The 24,093-nt window shown below is 65.9% G+C and carries 19 protein-coding genes; 3 read left to right on the top strand and 16 right to left on the bottom strand.

The genetic code is table 11. The features are described 5' to 3' along the window. Positions 1-89: 89 nt before the first annotated feature. Positions 90-2,156 (bottom strand): transketolase, encoded by a 2,067-nt coding sequence (gene tkt / locus NHH88_30650; protein USX13951.1) that lies wholly within the window; start codon positions 2,154-2,156, stop codon positions 90-92. Positions 2,157-2,430: 274 nt separating this feature from the next. On the opposite strand from tkt, the gene NHH88_30645 reads away from it, so the two are divergent. Further along, positions 2,431-3,108, top strand: coding sequence for an FxDxF family PEP-CTERM protein (locus tag NHH88_30645; protein USX13950.1), 678 nt, complete (start codon positions 2,431-2,433; stop codon positions 3,106-3,108). Between the two features lie 42 nt (positions 3,109-3,150). Here the strand turns inward: NHH88_30645 and panB are convergent, their stop codons facing one another. The 5 genes from panB to hda form a co-directional block, all read right to left on the bottom strand. Next, a complete protein-coding gene (gene panB, locus NHH88_30640; protein USX13949.1) occupies positions 3,151-4,029 on the bottom strand; it encodes a 3-methyl-2-oxobutanoate hydroxymethyltransferase in 879 nt (292 codons plus the stop codon). A gap of 67 nt (positions 4,030-4,096) precedes the next feature. Continuing rightward, entirely contained in the window at positions 4,097-4,612 is a 516-nt protein-coding gene (gene folK / locus NHH88_30635; protein USX13948.1) for a 2-amino-4-hydroxy-6-hydroxymethyldihydropteridine diphosphokinase, read from the bottom strand. A 15-nt stretch (positions 4,613-4,627) separates the two neighbouring features. Continuing rightward, positions 4,628-6,052, bottom strand: coding sequence for a polynucleotide adenylyltransferase PcnB (gene pcnB / locus NHH88_30630; protein USX13947.1), 1,425 nt, complete (start codon positions 6,050-6,052; stop codon positions 4,628-4,630). After that, positions 6,045-6,716 (bottom strand): HAD-IB family hydrolase, encoded by a 672-nt coding sequence (locus NHH88_30625; GenBank protein USX13946.1) that lies wholly within the window; start codon positions 6,714-6,716, stop codon positions 6,045-6,047. Before NHH88_30625 ends, pcnB begins: the two co-directional genes overlap by 8 nt. 10 nt (positions 6,717-6,726) lie before the next feature. Next, entirely contained in the window at positions 6,727-7,413 is a 687-nt protein-coding gene (gene hda, locus NHH88_30620) for a DnaA regulatory inactivator Hda (GenBank protein ID USX13945.1), read from the bottom strand. 356 nt (positions 7,414-7,769) lie between these two features. On the opposite strand from hda, the gene purM reads away from it, so the two are divergent. Next, entirely contained in the window at positions 7,770-8,813 is a 1,044-nt protein-coding gene (gene purM, locus NHH88_30615; protein USX13944.1) for a phosphoribosylformylglycinamidine cyclo-ligase, read from the top strand. A 190-nt stretch (positions 8,814-9,003) separates the two neighbouring features. On the opposite strand, the gene NHH88_30610 is transcribed toward purM, so the two are convergent. The 10 genes from NHH88_30610 to NHH88_30565 form a co-directional block, all read right to left on the bottom strand. Continuing rightward, a complete protein-coding gene (locus NHH88_30610) occupies positions 9,004-9,726 on the bottom strand; it encodes a hypothetical protein (protein USX13943.1) in 723 nt (240 codons plus the stop codon). Positions 9,727-9,749: 23 nt separating this feature from the next. Continuing rightward, on the bottom strand, positions 9,750-10,319 hold the full coding sequence (locus tag NHH88_30605) for a polyphenol oxidase family protein (protein ID USX13942.1): 570 nt from the start codon (positions 10,317-10,319) through the stop codon (positions 9,750-9,752). Positions 10,320-10,452: 133 nt separating this feature from the next. Next, positions 10,453-11,667 carry a 6-phosphofructokinase gene (locus NHH88_30600; GenBank protein ID USX13941.1) on the bottom strand — a complete coding sequence of 405 codons (1,215 nt, stop codon included), beginning with the start codon at positions 11,665-11,667 and terminating at the stop codon, positions 10,453-10,455. 52 nt (positions 11,668-11,719) lie between these two features. Next, positions 11,720-13,741 carry a prolyl oligopeptidase family serine peptidase gene (locus NHH88_30595; GenBank protein USX13940.1) on the bottom strand — a complete coding sequence of 674 codons (2,022 nt, stop codon included), beginning with the start codon at positions 13,739-13,741 and terminating at the stop codon, positions 11,720-11,722. A 44-nt stretch (positions 13,742-13,785) separates the two neighbouring features. After that, a complete protein-coding gene (locus tag NHH88_30590) occupies positions 13,786-15,840 on the bottom strand; it encodes a prolyl oligopeptidase family serine peptidase (GenBank protein ID USX13939.1) in 2,055 nt (684 codons plus the stop codon). A 90-nt stretch (positions 15,841-15,930) separates the two neighbouring features. Then, entirely contained in the window at positions 15,931-17,982 is a 2,052-nt protein-coding gene (locus NHH88_30585; protein USX13938.1) for a prolyl oligopeptidase family serine peptidase, read from the bottom strand. An 86-nt stretch (positions 17,983-18,068) separates the two neighbouring features. Beyond that, positions 18,069-20,135, bottom strand: coding sequence for a cation acetate symporter (locus NHH88_30580; protein USX13937.1), 2,067 nt, complete (start codon positions 20,133-20,135; stop codon positions 18,069-18,071). Then, positions 20,132-20,446, bottom strand: coding sequence for a DUF4212 domain-containing protein (locus NHH88_30575; protein ID USX13936.1), 315 nt, complete (start codon positions 20,444-20,446; stop codon positions 20,132-20,134). The genes NHH88_30580 and NHH88_30575 overlap by 4 nt, the downstream gene beginning before the upstream one ends. After that, positions 20,439-21,965, bottom strand: coding sequence for a sensor histidine kinase N-terminal domain-containing protein (locus NHH88_30570; protein ID USX17485.1), 1,527 nt, complete (start codon positions 21,963-21,965; stop codon positions 20,439-20,441). The genes NHH88_30575 and NHH88_30570 overlap by 8 nt, the downstream gene beginning before the upstream one ends. A gap of 23 nt (positions 21,966-21,988) precedes the next feature. Continuing rightward, positions 21,989-22,705, bottom strand: a complete 717-nt coding sequence (locus tag NHH88_30565; protein ID USX13935.1) for a response regulator transcription factor — start codon at positions 22,703-22,705, stop codon at positions 21,989-21,991. Positions 22,706-22,879: 174 nt separating this feature from the next. On the opposite strand from NHH88_30565, the gene recA reads away from it, so the two are divergent. Continuing rightward, entirely contained in the window at positions 22,880-23,989 is a 1,110-nt protein-coding gene (gene recA / locus NHH88_30560; GenBank protein ID USX13934.1) for a recombinase RecA, read from the top strand. Positions 23,990-24,093: the final 104 nt, after the last annotated feature.

Genomic DNA, 24,093 nt, shown 5'->3' with positions numbered 1-24,093 from the left:
TTGAGCCGGCCGCCAACCCGCACGGGGCGGGGTCGTACCCCGTACGGGGTACGACCCCAATTCACCGCAGTGCGGGTTGAACGATTCCGTCAGCCCAGCACCTGCCGCGCCATCAACAGCACATTCTCCACCCCGAAGCCATACTCCCGCAGCAGCCGGTCACCCGGCGCGGAGGCGCCATAGCCCTCGATCGACAGCACCTTGCCGCGCTGCCCGACGTACCGATGCCAGCCCTGCGCGACGCCGGCCTCGATCGCCAGCCTTGCCTCCAGTTCCGGCGGCAGCACCTCGTCGCGATACCCCTGCGGCTGATCTTCGAACAATTCCCAGCTCGGCATCGACACCACGCGCGCCCGCACGCCATCCTCGAGCAACCGCGCCTGCGCCCGCAACGCGAGATCCACCTCGGAGCCCGTCGCGATCAGCACCAGTTGCGGCTTGCCGCCGGCCGCCTCGCTGACCACATACGCGCCGCGCCGCAAGCCCTCGGCCGCCGCATAGCGCTCGCGGTCGAGCGTCGGCACATGCTGGCGCGTGAGCACCAGCGCCACCGGCCGCCCGGCCGATTCCACCGCCACCTTCCACGCCACCGCCGTCTCGTTGGCGTCGGCCGGCCGTATCACCGCCAGCCCCGGTATCGCCCGCAGGCTGGCCAGGTGCTCGATCGGCTGGTGCGTGGCGCCATCCTCGCCCAGGGCGATGCTGTCGTGCGTGAACACGTACACCACCTGCAATCCCATCATCGCCGACAGCCGTATCGCCGGCCGCATGTAGTCCGAGAACACGAAGAAGGTGGCGTTGAACGGCAGCGCGCCGCCATGCGCGGCGATGCCGTTGCTGATGGCCGCCATCGCGTGTTCGCGCACGCCGAAGTGCAGGTTGCGTCCACGCCGGCTCCAGCCGCCGCCGTTCGATCCCTGGCGGTCGCCGGTGCTCTCGTCCATGCCGTCCGGCTGGAAGTCGCCGAAGCCGGTCAGCGCGGTGAAGGTCGACGGATCGAGGTCGGCCGAACCGCCGATCAGCGCCGGCAGCCTGGCGGCGATGGCGTTGGCCACCTTGCCGGCGGCGGTGCGCGTGGCCACGCCCTTGGCGTCCGCCGGGAACACCGGGATGTCGGCATCCCAGCCTGCCGGCAGTTCGCCGGCGCCTGCGCCGCCTTGCATCAGCTGTTTCAGTTCGCGCGCCTCGTCGGGGAAGGCGCGCTCGTAGGCGGCCAGCCGGTCCATCCATTCGGCCTGATGGTGCGCGCCATGCGCGCCGCCGTTGGTGATGGGGCTGTCCGCGCCGTCGGGAATCAGGAACGGCGGCTGCTCGGGCCAGCCCAGCGCGCGCTTGGTCAGCGTCACTTCGTCGGCGCCCAGCGGCGAGCCGTGGGCGTCGATCTTGTCTTGCTTGTTGGGAGAGCCGAAGCCCAGATGGCTGCGCACCAGGATCAGCGACGGCTTGTGCACCTCGGCGCGCGCGGTGGCCAGCGCCTGCTCGATCGCCTCGATGTTGTTGGCGTCTTCCACCGTCTGGATATGCCAGCCGTAGGCGGCGAAGCGCGCGGCGCGGTCTTCGCTGAAGGTCATGTCGTTGCCGGCCGACAGCGTGACCTGGTTGTCGTCGTACAGGTAGATCAACTTGCCCAGCTTGAGGTGGCCGGCCAGCGAGGCCGCCTCCGACGCCACGCCCTCCATCAAATCGCCGTCGCTGACGATGCCGTAGGTGTGGTGGTCGATGACGTTGTGGCCTTCGCGGTTGTAGCGCGCGGCCAGGCTGGCCTCCGCGATGGCCATGCCGACGCCGTTGGCGAAGCCCTGGCCCAGCGGGCCGGTGGTGATTTCCACGCCGGGCGTGTGGCCGCGCTCCGGATGCCCAGGCGTGCGGCTGTCCCACTGGCGGAACTGGCGCAGGTCTTCCAGCGGCAGGTCGTAGCCACTCAGGTGCAGCAGGCCGTAGAGCAGGGCCGAGCCGTGGCCGGCCGACAGCACGAAGCGGTCGCGGTCGAACCAGTGCGGATCGGCGGGGTGGTGTTTCAGGAAGCGCGTCCACAGCACGTAGGCCATGGGGGCGGCGCCGAGCGGCAGGCCGGGGTGGCCGCTGTTGGCTTGCTGGACCATGTCGACGGCCAGGAAGCGCAGCGTGTTGACGCTGAGCTGGTCGGTGGTGTTCATGCGTGACTCCTCGTGGTGCGTAGCAATGCGAAGGAGGCCGACGCCGGAATGGGGCGGCCGCCTCCGTCAGGCTACCTCAGCCATGCTAGTGACTCTGTGCGGCATGCCACCTTGCCATGCACGGAGGGCGGCCATCACGTAAGAAGGAAAAACACTTATCAAAAACGAATATAATCTTTGCAATATCCAAATGACAAGCTTATAGTCGTCATGCCGCACTGCAAAAAAACCAGTTGAAGTCTTCGAAAATTAACTTTTGATTAGGAGCTGTATCTTGGGTAAATTGTTTTCCGCCAAATCCGTCCTCGCTTCCGCCGCTTCCGCTGTGTTCCTGCTGGCAGCCAGCGCCGCCCATGCCGACATCACCACCTACACCAGCCAGTCGTCTTATCTGGGGGCCGTGGGCACCACCGGCGTCGACACCTTCGACGACCTCGAGATCGATAGTTATCAAGGGCCGCTCACGCGCACCGCCGGCATTTATGAATACACGGTCGGCACCGCGCCGACCTCGCCGATACTCTATGGCGCCTCGGACGACGGCTCGGACATCTGGCTCACCGGCAACAACCGCATCGATCTGATCACGTTCGCGCCGAGCACCCCGGTGGCGGGCGTTGGCGGCTTCTTCTTCGGCTCGGACCTTTTCGGGTTCTCCACGCCGGCCAGCTACCTGACGCTGTCGGCCACCGACAGCACCGGCGCGACGGTCACCTATACGCTCGACGCGCCGGAACTGAACTCGTTCGTCGGCTTTGTCTCGACGGGCAATCTGGTGTCGTTCAGCGTCACGGCGGGCAACCAGCCGGGCGTGTGGGCGACGGTGAACGACCTGCACCTGTCGGGTGCCGCAGCGGTGACGCCGGTGCCGGAGCCGGAAACCTACGGCATGATGCTGGCCGGTCTGGGCCTGCTCGGCTTTATCGCCCGCCGCAAGCGCAAGCAGGCGTAATCGGCAAAACCAGCGGCGGCCCATGCGGGCCGCCGTGGCGTTTTAGAAGCAGTGCTCCAGCGCCGGGAAGCTGCCGTCCTTGACCGCCGCGACGTACGCGCCGATGGCGGCGTCGATGCTGCTCTGGCCTTCCATGAAGTTCTTCACGAAGCGCGCTTTGCGGCCCGGGAAGACGCCCAGCAAATCATGCATCACCAGCACTTGGCCGGAGCAGTCCGGACCCGCGCCGATGCCGATCGTCGGTATCGCCAGCAGGTCGGTGACCTCCTTGCCCAGCGCCGACGGTATCGCCTCGAGCACCAGCACCGAGGCGCCGGCCGCTTGCAGCTTCAACGCGTCGGCCTTGAGCAGATCGGCGCTGTCGGTGGTCTTGCCCTGCACCTTGTAGCCGCCCAGTTGATGCACCGATTGCGGCGTCAGGCCCAGGTGCGCGCAGACCGGAATCCCGCGCTCGGTAAGGAAGCGCACCGTGTCGGCCAGCCATGCGCCGCCCTCCAGCTTGACCATGTGCGCTCCGGCCTGCATCAGCTGCACGGAGTTGGCGTACGCCGTCTCCGGCGTGCCGTAGGCGCCGAACGGCAGGTCGGCGACGATCAGCGCCGACTTGCTGCCGCGCGCGACGGATGCCGTGTGGTACGCCACTTCGGCGACGGTGACCGGCAACGTCGACTGGTGGCCGTTGCAGACCATGCCGAGCGAGTCGCCGATCAGCAGCATCTCGACGCCGCAGCGGTCCATCAGCGAGGCGAAGCTGGCGTCGTAGCACGTCAGCATGGAGATTTTTTCACCGGTCGAACGCAGGTTGGCCAGCGTGTGGACGGTGACAGCCTTGGTGGCGGCCGCTTTGGCCGGTGCAGGTGAGGTGGTGGCGGCGGGCTTTTGGCTCGCGGCCAGTTCGTTTCCTTGCAAATAACCAGACATGGTGGTTCCTTTAGAGATGAAGTCGGACCGCGATAGTGTAGTCCTGAATGCTATCGCGTGCAGAAGGTCAGGTGGCCGGGGCGATGCCCTGGCCGGCGACGCCGGCCGCGTAGTCGCGCGCCGGGCCGCGTCCCGGAATATGGATCGCCGGCGCCAGTTCCAGCAGCGGCACCAGCACGAAGGCGCGTTCGGTCATGCGCGGGTGCGGCACCGTCAGGGTGGGGCTGGCGATGATGGCGTCGCCGTACAGCAGCAGGTCCAGGTCCAGGGTGCGCGGCGCGTTGCGGTAGGGCCGTTCGCGCCCGTGCGCCTGTTCGATGTCGTGCAGCGCCCGCAGCAACGCCTCGGCGTCCAGGGTGGTGGCGACGCGGGCTACGGCGTTGATGTAGTCGTCGCCGCCGGACTCGATCGGCGCCGTGCGGTACAGGCTTGAAGCGGCCATCAGGGTGCAGCCGGGCAGCCGTTGCAGGCGTTCGAGGGCGTCGGCGACGTTGGCGCGCGCGTCGCCAAGGTTGGCGCCAATGCCGATGTAGGCGATGATGAAGGCGAAGCCGCCTTCATCCTGTTTGCCGATGATGCCCATGGCTGTGTGGACGGATTACTCGCCGCCGCCGGCGCCGGTGCTGCCTGCGCTTGGCGCGTCGCCTTCGCCGCCCGCCGCCGGGCCTTTGCTACGGCCACCGCGACGCGGCGCGCGTTTGCGCTTGCTCGCCGCGCCGCCGGGGCCCGACGAAGACGACGACTGGCCGGCCGTCGCGATCAAGTCCTCGCGGGTGGCCTCGTCGCCCTCGTAGAAGGCGGTCCACCATTCGCCCAGCTCCGCGTCGATCTCGCCGGAGGCGCAGCGCAGCAGCAGGAAGTCGTAGCCGGCGCGGAAGCGCAGGTGCTCCAGCAGCTTGTAAGGCGACTTGCCGGTGCGGCGCTCGAAGCGCGGCTGCATCGACCAGATGTCGCGCATGTCGGTGCCGATCTTGCGCTGCAAGGCCAGCTTCTCGGTCTGCGAATCGAGTACGTCGTCGGCCGCCAGGTGCAGCGCCGGAATGGTCTGCTCGCCTGCCGCGCGGTAGGCGGTCCACTTCTCCAGCACCTGGTGCCACAGCAGTGAGGCGAACAGGAAGCCCGGCGACACCGTCTTGCCGGCGGCGATGCGGGAGTCGGTCGAATCCAGCGCCAACGTGACGAACTTGAAGCCCAGCGGCTGCTCCAGCACCACGTCGAGCAGCGGCAGCAGGCCGTGGTGCAGGCCTTCCTTGCGCAGCTGCTGCAGGCAGGCCAGCGCGTGGCCGCTCATGAGGAGCTTGAGCATCTCGTCGAACACGCGCGCCGGCGGCACGTTGTCGATCAGCGACGCCATCACGGGAATCGGCGCGGCGGTGACCGGCTCGATGGTGAATTTGAGCTTGGCGGCGAAGCGCACCACGCGCAGCATGCGCACCGGGTCTTCGCGGTAGCGCGCCTCCGGCTGGCCGATGATGCGCAAGGTCTTGGCGCGGATATCCTCGATGCCGCCGTGGTAGTCCAGCACCTGCTGGTTGGCCGGGTTGTAGTACATGGCGTTGATGGTGAAGTCGCGCCGCACCGCGTCCTCCGCTTGCGAGCCGAAGGTGTTGTCGCGCAGGACGCGGCCATGGTCGTCCTTGGGCGCGTTGTCCAAGGTGGTGCCGCGGAAGGTGGTCACCTCCAGCAGGTCCTGGCCGAACATCACGTGCACGATCTGGAAGCGTTTGCCGATGATGAAGGCGCGGCGGAACAGCTTGCGCACCTGCTCCGGCGTGGCGTTGGTGGCGATGTCGAAGTCTTTCGGCTTCACGCCCAGCAGCAGGTCGCGCACCGCGCCGCCGACGACGAAGGCCTCGAAGCCGGCTTCCTGCAAGGTGCTGGTGACGCGCACCGCGTTCGACGACAGCAGCTTCGGATCGATGCCGTGGGCGTCGGGGCCGAGTATCACCGGCGTGTTGGTGTCGCGGGCCTTGGCGGTTTTGTCTTTGGTGCCGAGGATTTTTCGGATCAGTTTCTTAATCATTGAATAGTTCAATTAAAGCCCAGCCTTGAGCGGTGGCGTGCGTTTTCAGGGTGGCGTTCGGGTTGGTGGCGATCGGGTGCGAGACGATCGACATCAACGGCAGGTCGTTGTGCGAGTCGCTGTAGAAGTAGACGGTGTCGAAGTCCTCCAGCGTCTTGCCCATCTTTTCCAGCCAGGCCTTGGTGTGGACGATCTTGCCGGGGCCCTGCGTCGGCGTGCCAAGCAGGCGGCCGGTCATGACGCCCTCGGCGTCGAGTTCCGGCATGGCCGCGATCAGGTGCTCCACGCCCAGCGCCTTGGCGATCGGCGCGGTGACGAAGTGGTTGGTGGCCGTGACGATGGCCACCAGGTCGCCGGCGTCCTGGTGCTTTTTCAGCAGCGCCAGCGCGGCCGGGCGGATCGCCGGCACGATCACCTCGTTCATGAACTGGGCCTGCATTTCCGCCAGCCGCACGGGCGAAAAGCCGGCCAGGGTGCCGAGCGCGAACTCCAGGTATTCGACCGGGTCGATCGTGCCGGCCTGGTACTGCGCGTAGAAATCGTCGTTGCGGCGCTTGAAGGTGGCCGCGTCCACTGCGCCGATGCGCACTAAAAACTCGCCCCACTCGTGGTCGGAGTCGATCGGCAGCAGCGTGTGGTCAAGGTCAAAGAGGGCAAGCTTCATGCGGGATTCGTCATTCTTTCGCTTCCGCCTGCAACCACTCGCGCAACAGCGGCAGGGTGATCGGGCGTTGGGTTTCAAGGGAATACTGGTCCAGCGAGTCGAGCATCGTCGATAACGATCGCATGTCGCGCTGAAAATGGGACAGCAGGTAGGGTATCACGCCGGGCGACAGCGTCAAGCCGCGGGCGGTGGCGGCGGCGCCCAGCGCGGCCACCTTTTCGTCGTCGGTCAGGCCGTGGATCTGGTAGATCAGGCCCCAGCCCATGCGGGTGCGCAGGTCCTCGCGCACCGGCAGCACGGCCGGGGCGACGGCGCCGCTGCAGACCATGAAGGCGTTGTTGGCGCGGATTTCGTTAAACAGCGCGAAGGCGTCGATCTGCGCCACCGGCGACAGTTTTTCGCAGTCGTCGAGCAGGTACAGGTCCACCTCGGGCGAATACAGGAACTCGGACTCGATCGAGAACGGCGAGATGTAGCGCGCGCGGCGCTGCTCGTCCTCGCCGCCGGCGCTGGCCAGGGCTTTGAGCAGGTGGGTCTTGCCCACCCCGCCCAGGCCCCACAGGTAGGCGAAGTGCTCGCGCGAGCTGCGATCGGCGAATTGCGCCATCAGCGCCGCCGCCTCGGCGTTCTGTCCCACCTCGAACGATGCGAGGCTGTGCGCCTGGTCCGCGCCTAAATCGAGCACCAGCTGTTTCATGGCGTTCGCCTTGGTTTGATCGTTTGCATAACGCTTTTCTTGACGCTTTTTTTAGATACGTCACGCATTATAGAGGGGCGCCGGGGCGCGTGGTGCCGAAATGCCAAGGGGATGGGTCGCCCGCCGCCAGCCAGAATGCCGTGTGCTTGTGCGCCAGCGCGAGGGGAAATGGCATGGAATGTGATTTAGATGGTTAAAAACGGCAGGTGGACGAGGCATTTTGATAAAATAGCGGATTGACCGGGTTCGCGCAGGCTTATTTGCGCGGATTTGTGCAGAAAAGCGCCGAAAACGTGCGATTTTGTTACGAAACGGTCTCCGCCTTCTATTTTACCGCCTCCGCTGCGAAATACACCATGAGCCAAACTTCAAATGTTTCCCTGTCCTACCGTGACGCCGGCGTCGATATCGACGCGGGCGACGCTTTAGTCGAAGCAATCAAGCCTTTCGCCAAGCGCACCATGCGCGAGGGCGTCATGGGCGGCCTGGGCGGTTTCGGCGCCATGTTCGAGATCAGCAAGAAGTATAAGGAGCCGGTGCTGGTGTCCGGTACCGACGGCGTCGGCACCAAGCTCAAGCTCGCATTCGAGCTCAACCGCCATGACACGGTCGGCATCGACCTGGTCGCCATGAGCGTCAACGACATCCTGGTGCAGGGCGCCGAGCCGCTGTTCTTCCTGGATTACTTTGCTTGCGGCAAGCTCGACGTGGCCATCGCCACCGACGTCATCAAGGGCATCGCCCAGGGCTGCGAGCAGGCCGGTTGCGCGCTGATCGGCGGCGAAACGGCTGAAATGCCGAGCATGTACCCGGCCGGCGAGTACGACCTGGCCGGTTTCGCGGTCGGCGCGGTGGAAAAATCGAAGATCATCGACGGCACCAAGATCGCCCCTGGCGACGTCATCCTGGGCCTGGCCTCGTCGGGCGTGCACTCGAACGGTTACTCGCTGGTGCGCAAGATCATCGAAGTGGCCAAGCCGGACCTGGAAGGCGACTTCCATGGCCGTAAACTAGCCGACGTGCTGATGCAGCCGACCCGCATCTACGTCAAGCCGCTGCTGGCGCTGATGGCCTCGATGGAAGTCAAAGGCATGGTGCACATCACCGGCGGCGGCCTGGTTGAAAACATCCCGCGCGTGCTGCAGCCTGGCCTGGTGGCCGAGCTGGACTCGAAGTCGTGGACGCTGCCACCGCTGTTCACGTGGCTGCAACAGCACGGCGGCGTGGCCGACGCCGAGATGCACCGCGTGTTCAACTGCGGCATCGGCATGACGGTGATCGTCTCGCAGGAAAACGCAGCCGCCGCCATCGCCCAGCTGGAAGAAGCCGGCGAGATCGTCTACACCATCGGCAAGATCCGCGCCCGCGTCGGCGACGAGCACCAGACCATCGTCGTGTAAGCCTAGGTTTACCTGCGAGAAAGAAGCGGACCACGCCAACGCGTCGTCCGCTTTTTTATTGAACTGAGCAAAAATAAACCACGTAGGGCGGATTAGGCGGCACGCCGTAATCGGCCATCTGCGACCCGCCAACGACCCATACCGACCAGCCCGTGTAGCAATGGAGGACCTGACCCTGGAGTGCTTTTGATTACGGGGCGGCTTCGCACACGCCTTTGACGAGGAACGCTTGCGTGACCTTGGCGATCGCGGCCTTGAGCTCGGCGCCGCCGCCGTCGTACATGTCGTTGTGCCTGGCGCCGGGCGGCCTGACGATGCAGGTGCCGTATTGTTTTTGCTCCTGCGCGTCCGGTAGCACCCCGGGGTCGGCTTGCGTGTCGCTGGCGCGGATCGAGAGCACTTTCACCGCCGCCGTGCGCGGCAGCGCGCCGCGCCGGTTGTCCAGGGTGACCACGCGGGTGATCGTCGGGTCGCCTTCGCTGGCGCGTTCGGCCGAGATGTCGCCGCCCAGCGAGTGGCCGATCAGGGTCACGTGCCGCCAGTCGTAGCCGGGGTGCGATTTGCTCAAACTGTCCTGCACGAAGCGCAGGTTGGCGACGCCACGGCGGCGCATGGTCTTCAGTTGCGGTGCCACATCTTCGTTTCTGTCGAGCTTGGCGTCGGTCGGCAATTGGTGGTCGACGCTGACCACCAGCCAGCCGGCGCGGTTCAGCTCCTCGACCAGGAAGCGATACTCCTTGTAGCCGTTGCCGTAGCCGCCGCTGAGCAGGGCGACCGGGCAGGGCGCCTTGGTGCACGGAACGGCCGGCAGCGACAGTTCGATCGGGATCGCGCGCTGCCGCGCCTGATCCTGCAAGGTCAGGTCGAGCGTCGCGGCCGACGCGGCCGGGGCGGCGCCGATGGCGAGCGACAACGCTAAAGCCGAGCTTATCGGGATTATTGGGAGATGGCGATGACTGACCATTGGACGTCCTTGATCGGCGTGCGCGTTTCGCGGTCGCGCCGGTAGCTGTGGTAGGCGAAGCCGGTGTCGCCGGGATGGCACATGGTGCATTCCGGCGCGGCTGAAAAATTGACGAAGCCGGCGCGCTCCAGTTGCCAGGCGGCGATGCCGGCCAGGTTCAGGTTGCCCGCTTCCGACGAAATGACGCGCGCCGGCATGGCGTAGCGCTCGCCGAATTGCGCGATCAGCTCCGGCGAGACTTGATAGCAGCAGTCGCCCGCCGCCGGTCCCGTCGCTGCCAGCCAGTCGCCGGCCCGCTCGCCGCGCGCGGCCAGCATCTCGGCGAAGCGCGCGATGATGCCGGCGTAGGCGCCGCGCCAGCCGACGTGCAGCGCGGCCACGGCCTTGCCGTCCTTGCGCGCCAACAGCACGGGCACGCAGTCGGCGGTGGCGATGGCCAGCAATAGGCCGGGGCGTTCGGTGAACATGCCGTCGGCCTCGCCGCAGTCCTGGTGCTCGCTGTCGGCGATGGCGATATGCGTGCCGTGCCGTTCGTGCTGCATCGGACGCCGCTCCCAATACTCTGGAAAGTGCCGCGCCATGTCGTCGTGCCGCCCGCCGAAACCGTGTACGACCGATGCCACCGATGCTAAAACCGTGCTTCTGATAACCATTGATTCCTGTATTTACCGATACTTAGCGTTTAAGGATTTTCTCCACCGGCGCCGGGCGCAGGCGGAAGGCGTCCGGCATGCCCGAGCCGAGCAGGGGACGCAGATACAGCCGGAACGCTTCCGTGACGTCGGTGCCGCTGGCGCTGATGAACTCATCCTCCATCACCCGCGTCTTGCCGGCCACCGCTTGCAGCGCCTGCAGTTCGTAGTCGACCGAGTAAAAGCCGGTGCGCTTGATGGCGACCGAGCCGTCGCGGTCGCCCCACATGGCGAACTGCACCGCTTTTTCGGCCACCTCGCGCGCTTCGCGCTGGTCGACGTCGGACACGCAGCCGATGAACGAGCGTTGCAGATAACCGAAGGTGTCGCCGCGCACGCGCTTGATGCCCAGCTTGGCCTTGATCTCGTCGCACAGCAGGTCGGCCAGCGCGCCGGTGCCCGACAATTGCACGTTGCCGTGCGCGTCGCGTTCGACTTCCTTGGCCAGCAGGCTGGCGATGGCCTCGCCGGAGGCGTCGTGGATGCCTTCGGAGACGGCGATCACGCAGCGGCCGTAGCGCTCGTAGACCGCTTTCACATCGAGCAGGAACTGGTCGAGCGAGAACACGCGCTCGGGCAGGTAGATCAGGTGCGGGCCGTCGTCGTGAAATTTCTTGCCTAGCGCCGAGGCGGCAGTCAGGAAGCCGGCGTGCCGGCCCATCACCACGCCGACATACACGCCCGGCAGCGAGGCGTTGTCCAGGTTGGCGCCGGCGAACGCTTGCGCGACAAAGCGCGCGGCCGACGGGAAGCCGGGCGTGTGGTCGTTGCCGACCAGGTCGTTGTCGATGGTCTTGGGGATGTGCATGCAGCGCAGCGGATAGCCGGCCTGCTGCGCCTGTTCGCTGACGATGCGCACCGTGTCGGACGAGTCGTTGCCGCCGATGTAGTAGAACTGTTCGATCTCGTGCGCGCGCAGCACCTTGAAGATTTCTTCGCAGTACGGCAGGTCCGGCTTGTCGCGGGTGGAACCGAGCGCCGACGACCGTGTGGCCGCCACCAGTTCGAGGTTGCTGCTGGTCTCGCGCGTGAGGTCGACGAAGTCCTCGTTGATGATGCCGCGCACGCCGTGCATGGCGCCGTAGACGCGGGTGACGTCGCGGAAACGGCGCGCCTCCAGCACCACGCCGGCCAGAGACTGGTTGATGACGGCGGTCGGGCCGCCGCCCTGTGCGACCAGAATTTTCCCTGAGGACATGTTCCGCTCCTTATCGTTGATAAGACTGAGCCGTGACTATACAGCGAATTTTTTACTTCCCACCGATGTTTTTATCCAGGAACTTTTCCACCCGGCCCCAGAAATCGATGCGGTTTTTCGGCAGCGCCCAGCCGTGGCCTTCCTCCGCGTATTCAACCCACTCGACGTTCGGGTTGGTGCGCTTGACGGCGTCGTAGAACTTGACGCCGTGGACCAGCGGCACCCGCAGGTCGGCGCCGCCGTAGGCCAGCAGCAACGGCTGCTTGATGCGGGCCGCCTGCTCCAGCGGCGAGGTCGCCTTGAGTTGCTCTGCGTCCTTGACCCGGTCGCCTACCAGCTGCGGCATGCCGTACTGCTTCCAGTCGTTGGAGATGTCCGAGCTGTAGCGCCAGCCGGCGTCGTACATCAGGCCGATGTCGGTGACGCCCACCCAGTCGATGCCGCATTTATATAGGTCGGGATCGTTGATCAGGCCCATCAAGGTGGCGTAGCCGCCGTAGCTGGCGCCGGCGATGCAGATGCGCTTGGCGTCGGCGGTGCCCTGGGCGATCGCCCAGCGGGTGCCGTCGGCGATATCGTCCTGCATCTTCAAGCCCCATTGCTTCCAGCCGGCGCGGAAATGTTTTTCGCCATAGCCAGTGCTGCCGCGAAACTCCGGCTCCAGCACCGCGTAGCCGCGCGAGGCCAGGAACTGGGCGTCGGCGTTCCAGTTCCAGCTGCCGCCGCGCACGAAGGGGCCGCCGTGCACCAGCACCACCATCGGCAAATTCTTGTGCTGGCCGCCCGGCGGCAACGTCAGCCAGGCCGGGATGTCGAGGCCGTCGCGCGCGGCGTAGCGCACCAGCTCGCGCGTGCCCATCTCGGCCGGCTTGATGTCGGGGGCGACGGTGCCGACCTCGCTCATGCGCTTGGTCTCGGTGTTGAAAATCAGGTAGCGCGACGGTTGCTGGTCGGAGAACGATTGCACCAGCACCCACGGCGTTTCCGGACGGCGGGCGGGTGTGATCAGATTGATGGTGCCGGGCAGCCTGGCGTCGACGGTTTGCTGCAGCGCCTTCATGGCCGGATCGAACCATGCCGTGCCAACGGCGTCGGCATGCACCCGCACGCCGAGCAGCTTGTTGTTGCTGATGATCAGATGGCCGCGGAAATCGAAGCCGTCCAGGCTTACCAGGGATGCGCCCAGTTTGTTGTGGGCCAGGTCGTAACGATACAGGGAGCTGCGGTCGCCGCCACGGTTGCTGGTGACGTACAGCGCGCCGTCGGGCCCGAAGGCCAGCGGATCGAACTCGTTGTCGCCGCCGACATAGGCGTCGAAGGTCGCCAGCACGCGCCATTGCCGCGTGGCCGGGTCCAGGTAGCGGATCGAGCGCATGTTCTTGTCCAGCGTTTCGACCAGGCGCGGTTCGCCGTTCTGGTCGAGCAGCCACGAGCGCGCCACGCCGGGATGGTCGACCGGTTTCGCGCCGCCGGTGCGGGTGTTCAGGCGCAGCAGGTCCAGCGAGACCAGGATGCCGGGGTTGACGATGCCGGCGTCGCTGACGTAGATGTCCTCGCCGGTCTGCGGTCCGTCCTGCTCGAGCATGAAGGTGTGCCATGGCAGCATTTCACTGTCGCCGCCACTGGTGACGAACGGCGAGTTGCGCTTGGCCAACTGGCGAAAACCCTTGCCGTCGCGGTTGGCCGCGAACAGGCCGGGACCGAAGCGCAGGTCGCGCTGGCCGGTGGTCTTGTCGGTCGTGCTGAACATCAGGCGGTCGTTGTTGACCCAGCGCGCCTCGCCGATATCGGTGTCGGAGAACTGGGCCACCATGCGCGCGCTCATGTCGCCGAGGTCGACCACTGCCAGGCCGTCGCGCCGCCCTTGGGCGCCGGTGAAGGCGGCCAGATAGCGGCCGTTGGGCGACAGCATGGCGCCGTTGAAGGACGGATTGGAGAAGAAGCTGGCGATCGGCGGCCGCGCCGGGGGAGTGGCCGCCGCCGGCGTGTCGGCGGCATGCGCGGCGGACCACTGGGCGGCGAAGGCGGCAGCCGCCGCCAGGGCGCTGCGGAGGAGGAGTTGGTTGAGTCTCATAGTTATTATAGTTAGATATTTTGATTAACGAACGGCTTTGGCGCTCAGGGCTGCGTCATGTTCGGGCCGATATTCTTGTCCAGGAATTTCTCCACCCGGCCCCAGAAATCGATGCGGTTCTTCGGCAGCGTCCAGCCGTGGCCTTCCTCCTCGTACTCGATCCATTCGACGTTGGGGTTGCCCTCCTTCACTGCCTTGTGGAACTTGGTGCCGTGCGGCAGCGGCACGCGCCGGTCGGCGCCGCCGTAGGCCAGCAACAGCGGTTGCTTGATGCGCGACGCCTGCAGCAGCGGCGAGGTGGCCTTCAGTTGCTCGGCGTCCTTGACCTGGTCGCCGATCAACTCCGGCATGCCGTACTGCTTCCAGCCGTCGGGCAGGTCGGAGGTGAAGTTCCAGTGGCCGTCGTACAGCAGGTTGATGTCGGTCACGCCGATCCAGTTGACGCCGCATTTGTACAGGTCCGGGTCGTTGATCAGGCCCATCAAGGTGGCGTAGCCGCCGTAGCTGGCGCCGGCGATGCAGATGCGCTTGGGGTCGGCCGTGCCCTGGGCGATGGCCCAGCGCGCGCCGTCGGCGATGTCGTCCTGCATCTTCAAGCCCCATTGCTTCCATCCGGCGCGGAAATGCTTGGTGCCGAAGCCGGTGCTGCCGCGAAACTCCGGCTCCAGCACCGCGTAGCCGCGCGAGGCCAGGAACTGGGTGTTCGCATCCCAGCCCCAGCTGCCGCCGCGCACGTAGGGGCCGCCGTGGACCAGCACCACCATCGGCAGGTTCTTGCCGCCGCCCTTGGGCAGGGTCAGCCAGGCTGGAATCTCCAGACCGTCGCGCGCCTTGTAGCGCACCAGCGTTTGTTGGGCCATCCGCTCGGGGTCGATTTGCGGATGACTGTTGCCGAGCAGGCGCAATTTTTGGGTGTCGCTGTTGTAGATCATCGTGCGCGCCGGGAACAGGTCGGAATAAGCCGTCACCATCACCCACGGCGACGCCGGCCGTGTCGGCAGCGACAGCAGGTTGACGGTGTTGGGCAGCATCCGGTCGACCTGGGCCTGCATCGCCTTCATGCCGTCGTCGAGCCAATCGGTGTCGCGCGCGTCGGTCAGGCGGCGCACGCCGAGCAGCTTGCCCTTGCCGAACAGCAGGCTGCCGCTGAAGTCGTAGTCCGCCAGCCGCACCACCGGTTGGTCGGAAATCTTGTTGGTGGCGAAGTCGAAGGTATACACGGCCGACTTGTCCTGGTCGGCATGGCTGATCACGTACAAGGTGCCGTCCGGCCCGAAGGCCAGCGGGCTGAAGGCGTCCTTGCCGCCGGTGTAGGCGTCGAAGCTGACGAGCTTGCGCCATTCGTCGTCCTTGGCCGGGTCGCGGTAATAAATGGTGCTGGTCCTGCCTTCGATGGTGGTGGTCAGGCGCGGCTCGCCGTTGTTGTCGAGCAGCCAGTTCATGCTGTTGCCGGGACGCTTGAACGACGTATAGCGGCCGGTGGTCGTGTTGAGGCGCTGCAGATCGACATAGTCGATCTGGCCATGGTTGGTGACGGCGCGGTAGGTGACGTAGATGTCGTCGGAATTCTGGCCGTTCTTCTGGCCCAGCAAATAGGTGTTCCATGGCAGCATTTCGCGGCTGCGGGCGCCGAAGCTGCCGCCGGTGACGAACGGTTTGCCGCTGCGGGCGACCAGTTGCAGGAACTTGCTGCCGTCGCGGTCGATCGCGAACAGCCCCGGCGCATAGCGCACATCGCCCTGGCCGACGCTGCGGTCTGTGGCGGTGAACACCAACCGCTCGTCGTTGACCCACTGGAAGGAACCGATGTCGGCGTCGGTGAAGGCGCCCACCACCTTGACGCTGGAGTCGCTCAACGTCATCACGCCCAGGCGATCGCGGCTGTCCTTGCCGGCCACGCGCACGGCCAGATACTTGCCGCTGGGCGAGAGCAGCGCGCCGCTGAAGCTTGGGTTGTCATAGAACGCGGCGATCGGCGGCGCTTGCGTGGTCGCGGCGCCCAAGGCCGCCGCGTCGGCGGCGTGTGCGGTCGGGATTTGGACCATGCATGCGGCGGCGGCCGTCAGGGTGGCGCGGACTAACAGCTGATGAAATCGCATTGGGGCGGGCGGTGGAATATTGGAAGTGTCGAACAATACCACCGGGTTATCAAATCCGCCACATTTCTCCATGATGCTGTTGCTGGCGGCCTACGGCGCGGCCGCAGGGCCGATATTTTTGTCCAGGAATTTCTCCACCCGTCCCCAGAAGTCGATGCGGTTTTTCGGCAACGCCCAGCCGTGGCCTTCCTCCTCGTACTCGATCCATTCGACGTTGGGGTTGCCTTCCTTGACGGCCTTGTAGAACCGTGTGCCGTGCGGCAGCGGCACGCGCATGTCGGCGCCGCCGTAGGCCAGCAGCAGCGGCTGCTTAATGCGCGCCGCCTGCACCAGCGGCGAGGTGGCCTTCAACTGCTCGGCGTCCTTGACCTGGTCGCCGACCAGGGTCGGCATGCCGTATTGCTTCCAGGCGTCGTCCAGGTCGGACGTGTAATTCCATTGGCCGTCGTACAGCAGGTTGATGTCGGTCACGCCGGCCCAGTCGATGCCGCATTTGTACAGGTCGGGATCGTTGACCAGGCCCATCAACGTGGCATAGCCGCCGTAGCTGGCGCCGGCGATGCAGATGCGCTTGGCGTCGGCGGTGCCCTGGGCGATGGCCCAGCGCGCGCCGTCGGCGATGTCGTCCTGCATTTTCAAGCCCCATTGCTTCCAGCCGGCGCGAAACAGCTTCCTGCCGAAGCCGGTGCTGCCGCGGTACTCCGGCTCCAGCACCGCGTAGCCGCGCGAGGCCAGGAACTGGGCGTCGGCATCCCAGCCCCAGCTGCCGCCGCGAACGTAGGGGCCGCCGTGCACCAGCACTACCAGCGGCAGGTTTTTGTTGGCGCCGCGCGGCATGGTCAGCCACGCCGGAATCACCAGGCCGTCGCGCGCCTTGTAGTGGACCAAGGATTGCGGCGCCATCCGCGTCGGATCGATTTGCGGATGGGTGCCGCCGATCAAATTGAGTTTTTTGGTGTCGCTGTTGTAGAGCATCGCGCGCGGTGGAAACAGGTCCGAGTACGATTCCACCAGCACCCACGGCGACTCCGGCCGGGTCGGCAGGGACAGCAGGTTGATGGTGTTGGGCAGCATCTCGTCGATCTTGGCCTGCATCGCCTTCATGCCGGCGTCGAGCCAGGTCGTGTCCCAGGCGTCCGTCAGGCGCCGCACGCCCAGCAGTTTGTTGTCCCCGAAGATGAGATTGCCTGTGAAATCATAGCCGTCGAGCACGATCACCGGCTGTTCCGAGATTTTATTGGCGGCCAGATCGAAGGTGTAGACGGCCGTCTTGTCCTGGCCGGCGTTGCTGGTCACATACAGCGTGCCGTCCGGCCCGAACGCGAGCGGCCTGAACGCGCCCTTGCCGCCGGTGTAGTTGTTGAAGCTGACGAGCTTGCGCCATTCCTGCTCCTTGGCCGGGTCGCGGTAGTAGATCGTCTTGATGCCCTTCTCGACCGTGGCAGTCAGGCGCGGCTCGCCGTCGTTGTCGAGCAGCCAGGACATGCTGTCGCCGGGCCGTCTGAACGCCGTGTAGCGCCCGGTCAGCGTGTTGAGGCGTTCGAGCTCGATGTAGTCGATTTGCCCGGGCCGTTGGATGGCCGGTTTGACCACGTAGACGAACTCGGAATCCTGCTTGGTCCGTTGGCCCAGCAAATAGGTATTCCACGGCAGCAGCTCGCGACTGTGGATGGCGGTGGCGCCGCCCGCCGTGATGAAGGGCTGGCCGGCGCGGCTGGCCAGCTGGATGAACTTGCTGCCGTCGCGGTTGACCGAGTACAGGCCGGGGGCGTAGCGCGCGTCCCCCTGGCCGACGGTGCGGTCGGTGGCGGTGAACACCAGCCGCTCGTCGTTGACCCAGTCGAAGCTGCCGATGTCGGCGTCGCTGAAGTTGCCCACGGCCTTGACGCTGTTGTCGCTGAGCGTGATCACGGCCAGCATGTCGCGATGGTCCTTTTTGCCCATGCGCACGGCCAGATATTTTCCGCTGGGCGAGAGCAGCGCGCCGCTGAACTCGGGATTGCTGAAGAAGTCGGCGATCGGCGGACGCGCGGCGGCGGTGATGGCCGGCGCATCGTCGGCGGCTGCCGTCGCCGCCGGCGACAACGCCAGCAAGGTCAACGCGATAAGTGTGGAACGGACGAGCAATGGCTTGAATTTCATGACACTCTATGAAAGTAGGATAACTTCCGCAGGGTATCATCCAGTTATCAAATCCGTCATATCTCCTTGATGCCTGAAATGTAACGTTACATGTCCTTGTGTTCGGGCGCGCGAATGTAATCGACCAGCGCGGCGGTCTCCGGGTCCGGCGCCGGCGTCATCAGGCTGACGACGACCATCGTCAGCAGGCCCGCCGGCACGCCGAAGATGCCGGCCGAGATCGGCGCGATGTGGAACCACTGGCCGGCCGCGCTGCCGCCGAGGATGGGATTGGTGTGCAACATGTAATACAGGCACACGGAGAAGCCGGCGATCATGCCGGCCACGGCGCCCTGGTGGTTGGCGCGCTTCCAGAACACGCCCAGCGCCAGCGCCGGGAACATCGCCGAGCCGGCCAGCGAGAACGCCGCGCCGACCAGCGAGATGATGTCGCCGGGCTTGGTCGAGGCGGCGTAGGCGGCGATGAAGGCCACCCCCAGCAGCAGCAGCTTGGAGATCGTCACGCGCTTTTGCGTGGAGGCGGTGCGGTCGACGATCTTGTAATAGATGTCGTGCGACAGCGCGTTGGAGATCGCCAGCAGCAGGCCGTCGGCGGTCGACAGCGCCGCCGCCAGCCCGCCGGCCGCCACCAGGCCGGAGACCACGTACGGCAGGCCGGCGATCTCCGGCGTGGCCAGCACCAGCACGTCGGCGTCGATGGTGATCTCGGCCAGCTGCACCACGCCGTCGCGGTTGATGTCGCTGATGCTGAACAGCGGATTGATCTTGTCGACATTGCTCCAGTACGACACCCAGTTGGGCAGGTGCGAGAAGTCGCTGCCGACCAGCGCGCTGTAGATGTCGTACTTGACCAGCACCGCCAGCGCCGGGATGGTCAGGTAGATCAGCAGGATGAAGAACAGGGTCCAGAACACCGACACGCGCGTCTCGTGCACCGACGGCGTGGTGTACGAGCGCATCAGGATGTGCGGCAGCGCGGCCGTGCCCAACATCAGGCAGAACACCAGCGCCAGGAAGTTGTTGCGCTTGATGTCGGAGGTGGCCGGATCGCCGGGGTAGGGCGTGGCGTGCGGCGTGATCGGCTCGGCGCGGGCCAGGTTCTGGGCGCGCGCGTCCGACCACATGCGCGCCGCCTCGTCGGCGTCCTTGGGATAGGCGATCATCGCGCGCTCGGCGTTGCGGATCTCCAGCAGCGAGGCGTTGCGCAGCTTAACGTCGTCGAGCTTGCGCTGCATTTGCAGCCGTCCGGCCTCCCACGACGATGGCAGGGTGTTGAGGCGCAACTGATAATCGTCGGCGCGCTGGCGGAAGATGGCGCGCACCTCGGCCTCCTTCGGGTCCTCCTGCAGCACCGCCTCGCGCGCGCTCAGCTGCGGCAGCAGCTTGCCGTAGGCCACCTGCGGGATCGGGTTGTCGCTGTGCTTGGCCGACAGCCAGATGGCCGGCATCAGGAAGGCGACCAGGATGATGATGTATTGCGCCACCTGGGTCCAGGTGATGGCGCGCATGCCGCCCAGGAAGGAGCACACCAGGATGCTGGCGAGGCCGAGGAAAATGCCGACCGAGAAGTCGACGCCGGTGAAGCGCGAGGCGATCAGCCCGACCGCGTAGATCTGCGCCACCACGTAGGTGAACGAGACGATGATGGTGGCGATGACGGCGATGATGCGCACAGCGCGGCCGCCCCGGCTGATGTCGCCGCTGGCGCCGCCGTAGCGCACGGCCAGGAAGTCGGGGATGGTGTACTGGCTGAACTTGCGCAGGTAGGGCGCGATCAGCAGCGCCACCAGGCAATAGCCGCCGGTCCAGCCCATGATGTAGGCCAGGCCGTCGAAGCCGTGCAGATACAGGCCGCCGGCCAGGCTGATGAAGCTGGCGGCCGAGATCCAGTCGGCGGCGGTGGCCATGCCGTTGAACATGGCCGGCACGCGGCGCCCGGCGACGTAGTATTCCAGCACGTTGGAGGTACGGCTGAGCACGCCCAGCGTGGCGTACAGCACGATGGTGGCGAACATGAACAGGTAGCCGATCCACACGCGCGGCATGCCCTCTTGTTCCAGCACGGCCAGCGAGATCAGGAAGAAGACGAAGCCGAGCGTGAATAGCAGGTAGTAGCGGCTCAGCCGCCGGAAGAAGGAACTGTTCTCTTTCAAGCGCGCGGCTCCTTCAGGGCCGATGGCTGGACCGATGACCTGGGCGATGTGGCCGCCAGGTCGAGGCGGCGCATGCGCCAGGCGTAGAACGCCAGGATGGCCAGCGACACCAGCGAGGCGCCCTGCGCGGCCAGGTAGAACGACAACGGCCAGCCGAACACGCTGAGCCCCGTCAGCTCGCGCGCGAAGAAGGCGACGCAGAAGCCGGTGAGCAGCCACAGCAGCAATAGCCAGCCGGTCATGGCGCGGGTCTTGCGCCAGTGCTGTTTGCGCGTCAGCGGTGGGGTGGTCGGGGCCTTGGTGTCATCCATAATGTGGCGCTTCGTTTTCTTCTTCCGGCGGTGGCGGCGGCGGGAAGCTGACGCGGAACAGGCAGCCCGGCAGCTTCGGTTGCAGCGAACGGGGATTGCTGTAGATGTCGACCTCGGCGCCGTGCTGCTGGGCGATCTCGCGTACGATCGCCAGCCCCAGGCCGCTGCCTTCGGCGGTGTGGCCGAGGATGCGGTAAAAGCGCTCGAACACCCGCTCGCGCTCGGCCTTGGCGATGCCCGGGCCGGTGTCCTCGACTTCCAGATAGCCCGGCTCGCCCTGGTGGCCGCGCACCCGCACCGTCACGCTGCCGCCGGCCGGCGTGTAGCGCAGCGCGTTGTCGATCAGGTTGGACAGCAGCTCGCGCAGCATGGTCGGATCGCCAACGATCTGCACCGGGTGGTGCGGCGCCTCGTAGCCCAGGTCGATGCGGTGCGAGAACGAGGCCTGCACCCAATCCTGCACCACGCTACGCGCCAGCTCGGACAGTTCCAGCGGCAGCATGGCGGTGCCGGTCTGCGGCTGGTTCTCGGCGCGCGCCAGGGCCAGCAGCTGGTTCACCAGCCGCGTGGCCGCCTGCGAGCTCTTGGCCAGCTGTTCCAGCGAGCGGTGGATCTCGCCGCCGTCGGTCTGGCGCAGCGCCAGCTCCGATTGCATGCGCATGCCCGCCAGCGGCGTGCGCATCTGGTGCGCGGCGTCGGCGATGAAGCGTTTTTGCATCTCGATCGACAGCGACAGCCGCGCCAGCATCTCGTTGAGCGAGCGCACCAGCGGCGAAATCTCCTCCGGCACGTCGCTCGATTCAATGGGGCTCAGGTCGTCCGAGCCGCGCGCGCGTATGCGCTCCTGCAACTGCGCCAGCGGCGACAGCCCGCGCGCCAGCGCGAACCACACCAGGGCCAGCACGATGGGCAGGATGATGAACTGCGGCAGGATCACGCCCTTGATGATCTCGTTGGCCAACTGGCCGCGCTTTTCCAGGGTCTCGGCCACCTGCACCAGCGCCAGCTGCGGCTCGTCGTCGCCGACCCTTTCCAGCCGCACATAAGAATAGGCCACGCGCACCGGCGTGCCGTGCATGCTGTCGTTGCGGAAGCGCACGCTGCCGGCGCGGTAGTGTTCGTCCTCTTCCACCTGCGGCGGCGGCAGGTCGCGGTCGCCGTCGATGTGCTCGCCGCGCGGGCCGTGGATCTGGAAGTACACATTGTCGACGTCGTCGGCGCGCAGGATGTCGCGCGCCGAGCCGGACAGGCTTTTGATGATCTTGCCGTCGATCGAGCGCACCTGCTGCGCCAGCACCGTCACGCTGTCCTCCAGCGCGTGGTCGAACGGCTGGTTGGCGATCGACTTCGCAACCAGGTAGGTGATGGCGATGCTCATCGGCCACAGCAACAGCAGCGGCGCCAGCATCCAGTCGAGGATCTCGCCGAACAGCGAGTTTTGCACGCCCTCGTCGGCCTCGGCGGCGGGCGGCTGGTATTCCGGGCCGTCCGCGTCCGCGTCCTTGAACTGCTCGGACAACTGCTCGGGCGCGGGCAGGCGGTTCACTTGACGGCGTCGCCGATGTCGACGTTGGCGCTGACGCGGGCCGCTTCGGAATATTTCTCCAGGCAGTAGCCCAGCCCGCGCACGGTGGCGATGCGCACGCCGCCCACCTCGATCTTTTTGCGCAGCCGGTGCACATAAACCTCGATGGCGTTGTTGCTCACTTCCTCGCCCCATTCGCACAGGTGGTCGACCAGTTGTTCTTTCGATACCAGGCGGCCGGTGCGCGCCAGCAGGATTTCCAGCAGGCCCAGTTCGCGCGCCGACAGGTCCAGCATCTGGTCGTTAATATAGGCGCTGCGGCCGACCTGGTCGTACGACAGCGGCCCGTGCTTGATGATGGTGGCGCCGCCGCCGGCGCCCCGGCGCGTGAGCGCGCGCACCCGCGCCTCCAGCTCGGACAGCGCGAACGGCTTGGCCATGTAATCGTCGGCGCCCAGGTCGAGGCCGTTGACCCGTTGTTCGATGGAATCGGCCGCCGTCAGGATCAGCACCGGCAGCAGCGACGAGCGCGAGCGCAGGCGGCGCAGCACCTCCAGGCCGGACAGCTTGGGCAGGCCCAGGTCCAGGATCAGCAGATCGAATTCCTGGGTCGACAGGGCGGTGTCGGCCTCCTGGCCGTTGCGGACGCAATCGATGGCGTAGCCGGACTGGCGCAGCGAACGCGTCAGCCCATCGGCCAGCACGCTGTCATCTTCGGCTAGTAAAATACGCATGTCAGAACACTCCGGCTACAGAAGCTTGTATTGTGTTTCATTTCCCGCAAGGTGGCGAGTTTTTGTACGATTTCGCCGATTCTGTAGAAATCCGCTTGCATTGATCACTGTTTTTTTATACAGTACTGCCTGAACCGACGAATTGTCCCACCACCCACTGGTTGAAAGCACATTATGGACGACAAAAAAGCTGTAATTCCCGCATCTGAAAAAGCCAAGGCGCTGGCCGCCGCGCTGGCACAGATTGAAAAGCAATTCGGCAAAGGCTCCGTCATGCGCATGGACGCCAACGCGCCGATCGAGGACGTGCAAGTGGTGTCGACCGGCTCGCTGGGCCTGGACATCGCGCTGGGCGTGGGCGGCCTGCCGCGCGGCCGCGTGGTGGAAATCTACGGTCCTGAGTCGTCCGGTAAAACCACGCTGACGCTGCAAACCATCGCGGAAATGCAAAAACTGGGCGGCACCTGCGCGTTCATCGACGCGGAACACGCGCTGGACGTCGGCTATGCCCAAAAATTGGGCGTCAACCTGCACGAACTGCTGATCTCGCAGCCGGACACCGGCGAGCAAGCGCTGGAAATCTGCGACGCGCTGGTGCGTTCGGGCTCGGTCGACCTGGTCGTCATCGACTCCGTCGCCGCGCTGACGCCACGCGCCGAGATCGAAGGCGACATGGGCGATTCGCTGCCGGGCCTGCAAGCCCGTCTGATGTCGCAAGCGCTGCGCAAGCTGACCGGCTCGATCAACCGCACCAACACCCTGGTTATCTTCATTAACCAGATCCGTATGAAGATCGGCGTCATGTTCGGTTCGCCGGAAACCACCACCGGTGGTAACGCGCTGAAGTTCTACGCCTCCGTGCGTCTGGACATCCGCCGCACCGGCTCGATCAAGTCGGGCGACGAGGTGATCGGTAACGAAACCAAGGTCAAGGTCGTCAAGAACAAGATCGCGCCACCGTTCAAGGAAGCGCACTTCGACATCCTGTACGGCGCCGGCACCTCGCGCGAAGGCGAAATCCTGGACCTGGGCGTGGAAGCGAAGATCGTCGAGAAGTCCGGTTCGTGGTACAGCTACAACGGCGAGCGCGTCGGCCAGGGCAAGGACAACGCCCGTATCTTCCTGCAGGAGCGTCCGGCGCTGGCGTGGGAAATCGAAAACAAGGTCCGCGAATCGCTGGGCGTGCGCACCTTGCCGCCGCTGGCCGCCGACAAGGCCGAGAGCGTCGTCAAGCTGAAGTCCGTCGACAAGGCGGACAAAGGCGACAAGGCCGACGCGGCGTAAGCAACCCCACACCAGAGGGGTCTGACCCCAAGGGGTCTCGGCGTCCCCGTCAGACCCCGGGGCTATGCGTCGTGCGGGTTAAAACGCCGCCCCGCCGATGCCCC

It is taken from the genome of Oxalobacteraceae bacterium OTU3CAMAD1, assembly GCA_024123915.1.
GTDB lineage: Bacteria > Pseudomonadota > Gammaproteobacteria > Burkholderiales > Burkholderiaceae_D > Rugamonas.
The sequence above is the reverse complement of the archived record's forward strand: the minus strand, read 5'-3'. Positions and strand labels throughout refer to the sequence as shown.

Coding starts and splice junctions, on each gene's coding strand:
- tkt (USX13951.1), bottom strand. CDS start 2,156: ATGAACACCACCGACCAGCTCAGCGTCAACACGCTGCGCTTCCTGGCC.
- panB (USX13949.1), bottom strand. CDS start 4,029: ATGTCTGGTTATTTGCAAGGAAACGAACTGGCCGCGAGCCAAAAGCCC.
- folK (USX13948.1), bottom strand. CDS start 4,612: ATGGGCATCATCGGCAAACAGGATGAAGGCGGCTTCGCCTTCATCATC.
- pcnB (USX13947.1), bottom strand. CDS start 6,052: ATGATTAAGAAACTGATCCGAAAAATCCTCGGCACCAAAGACAAAACC.
- NHH88_30625 (USX13946.1), bottom strand. CDS start 6,716: ATGAAGCTTGCCCTCTTTGACCTTGACCACACGCTGCTGCCGATCGAC.
- hda (USX13945.1), bottom strand. CDS start 7,413: ATGAAACAGCTGGTGCTCGATTTAGGCGCGGACCAGGCGCACAGCCTC.
- purM (USX13944.1), top strand. CDS start 7,770: ATGAGCCAAACTTCAAATGTTTCCCTGTCCTACCGTGACGCCGGCGTC.
- NHH88_30605 (USX13942.1), bottom strand. CDS start 10,319: ATGCAGCACGAACGGCACGGCACGCATATCGCCATCGCCGACAGCGAG.
- NHH88_30600 (USX13941.1), bottom strand. CDS start 11,667: ATGTCCTCAGGGAAAATTCTGGTCGCACAGGGCGGCGGCCCGACCGCC.
- NHH88_30595 (USX13940.1), bottom strand. CDS start 13,741: ATGAGACTCAACCAACTCCTCCTCCGCAGCGCCCTGGCGGCGGCTGCC.
- NHH88_30590 (USX13939.1), bottom strand. CDS start 15,840: ATGCGATTTCATCAGCTGTTAGTCCGCGCCACCCTGACGGCCGCCGCC.
- NHH88_30585 (USX13938.1), bottom strand. CDS start 17,982: ATGAAATTCAAGCCATTGCTCGTCCGTTCCACACTTATCGCGTTGACC.
- NHH88_30575 (USX13936.1), bottom strand. CDS start 20,446: ATGGATGACACCAAGGCCCCGACCACCCCACCGCTGACGCGCAAACAG.
- NHH88_30565 (USX13935.1), bottom strand. CDS start 22,705: ATGCGTATTTTACTAGCCGAAGATGACAGCGTGCTGGCCGATGGGCTG.
- recA (USX13934.1), top strand. CDS start 22,880: ATGGACGACAAAAAAGCTGTAATTCCCGCATCTGAAAAAGCCAAGGCG.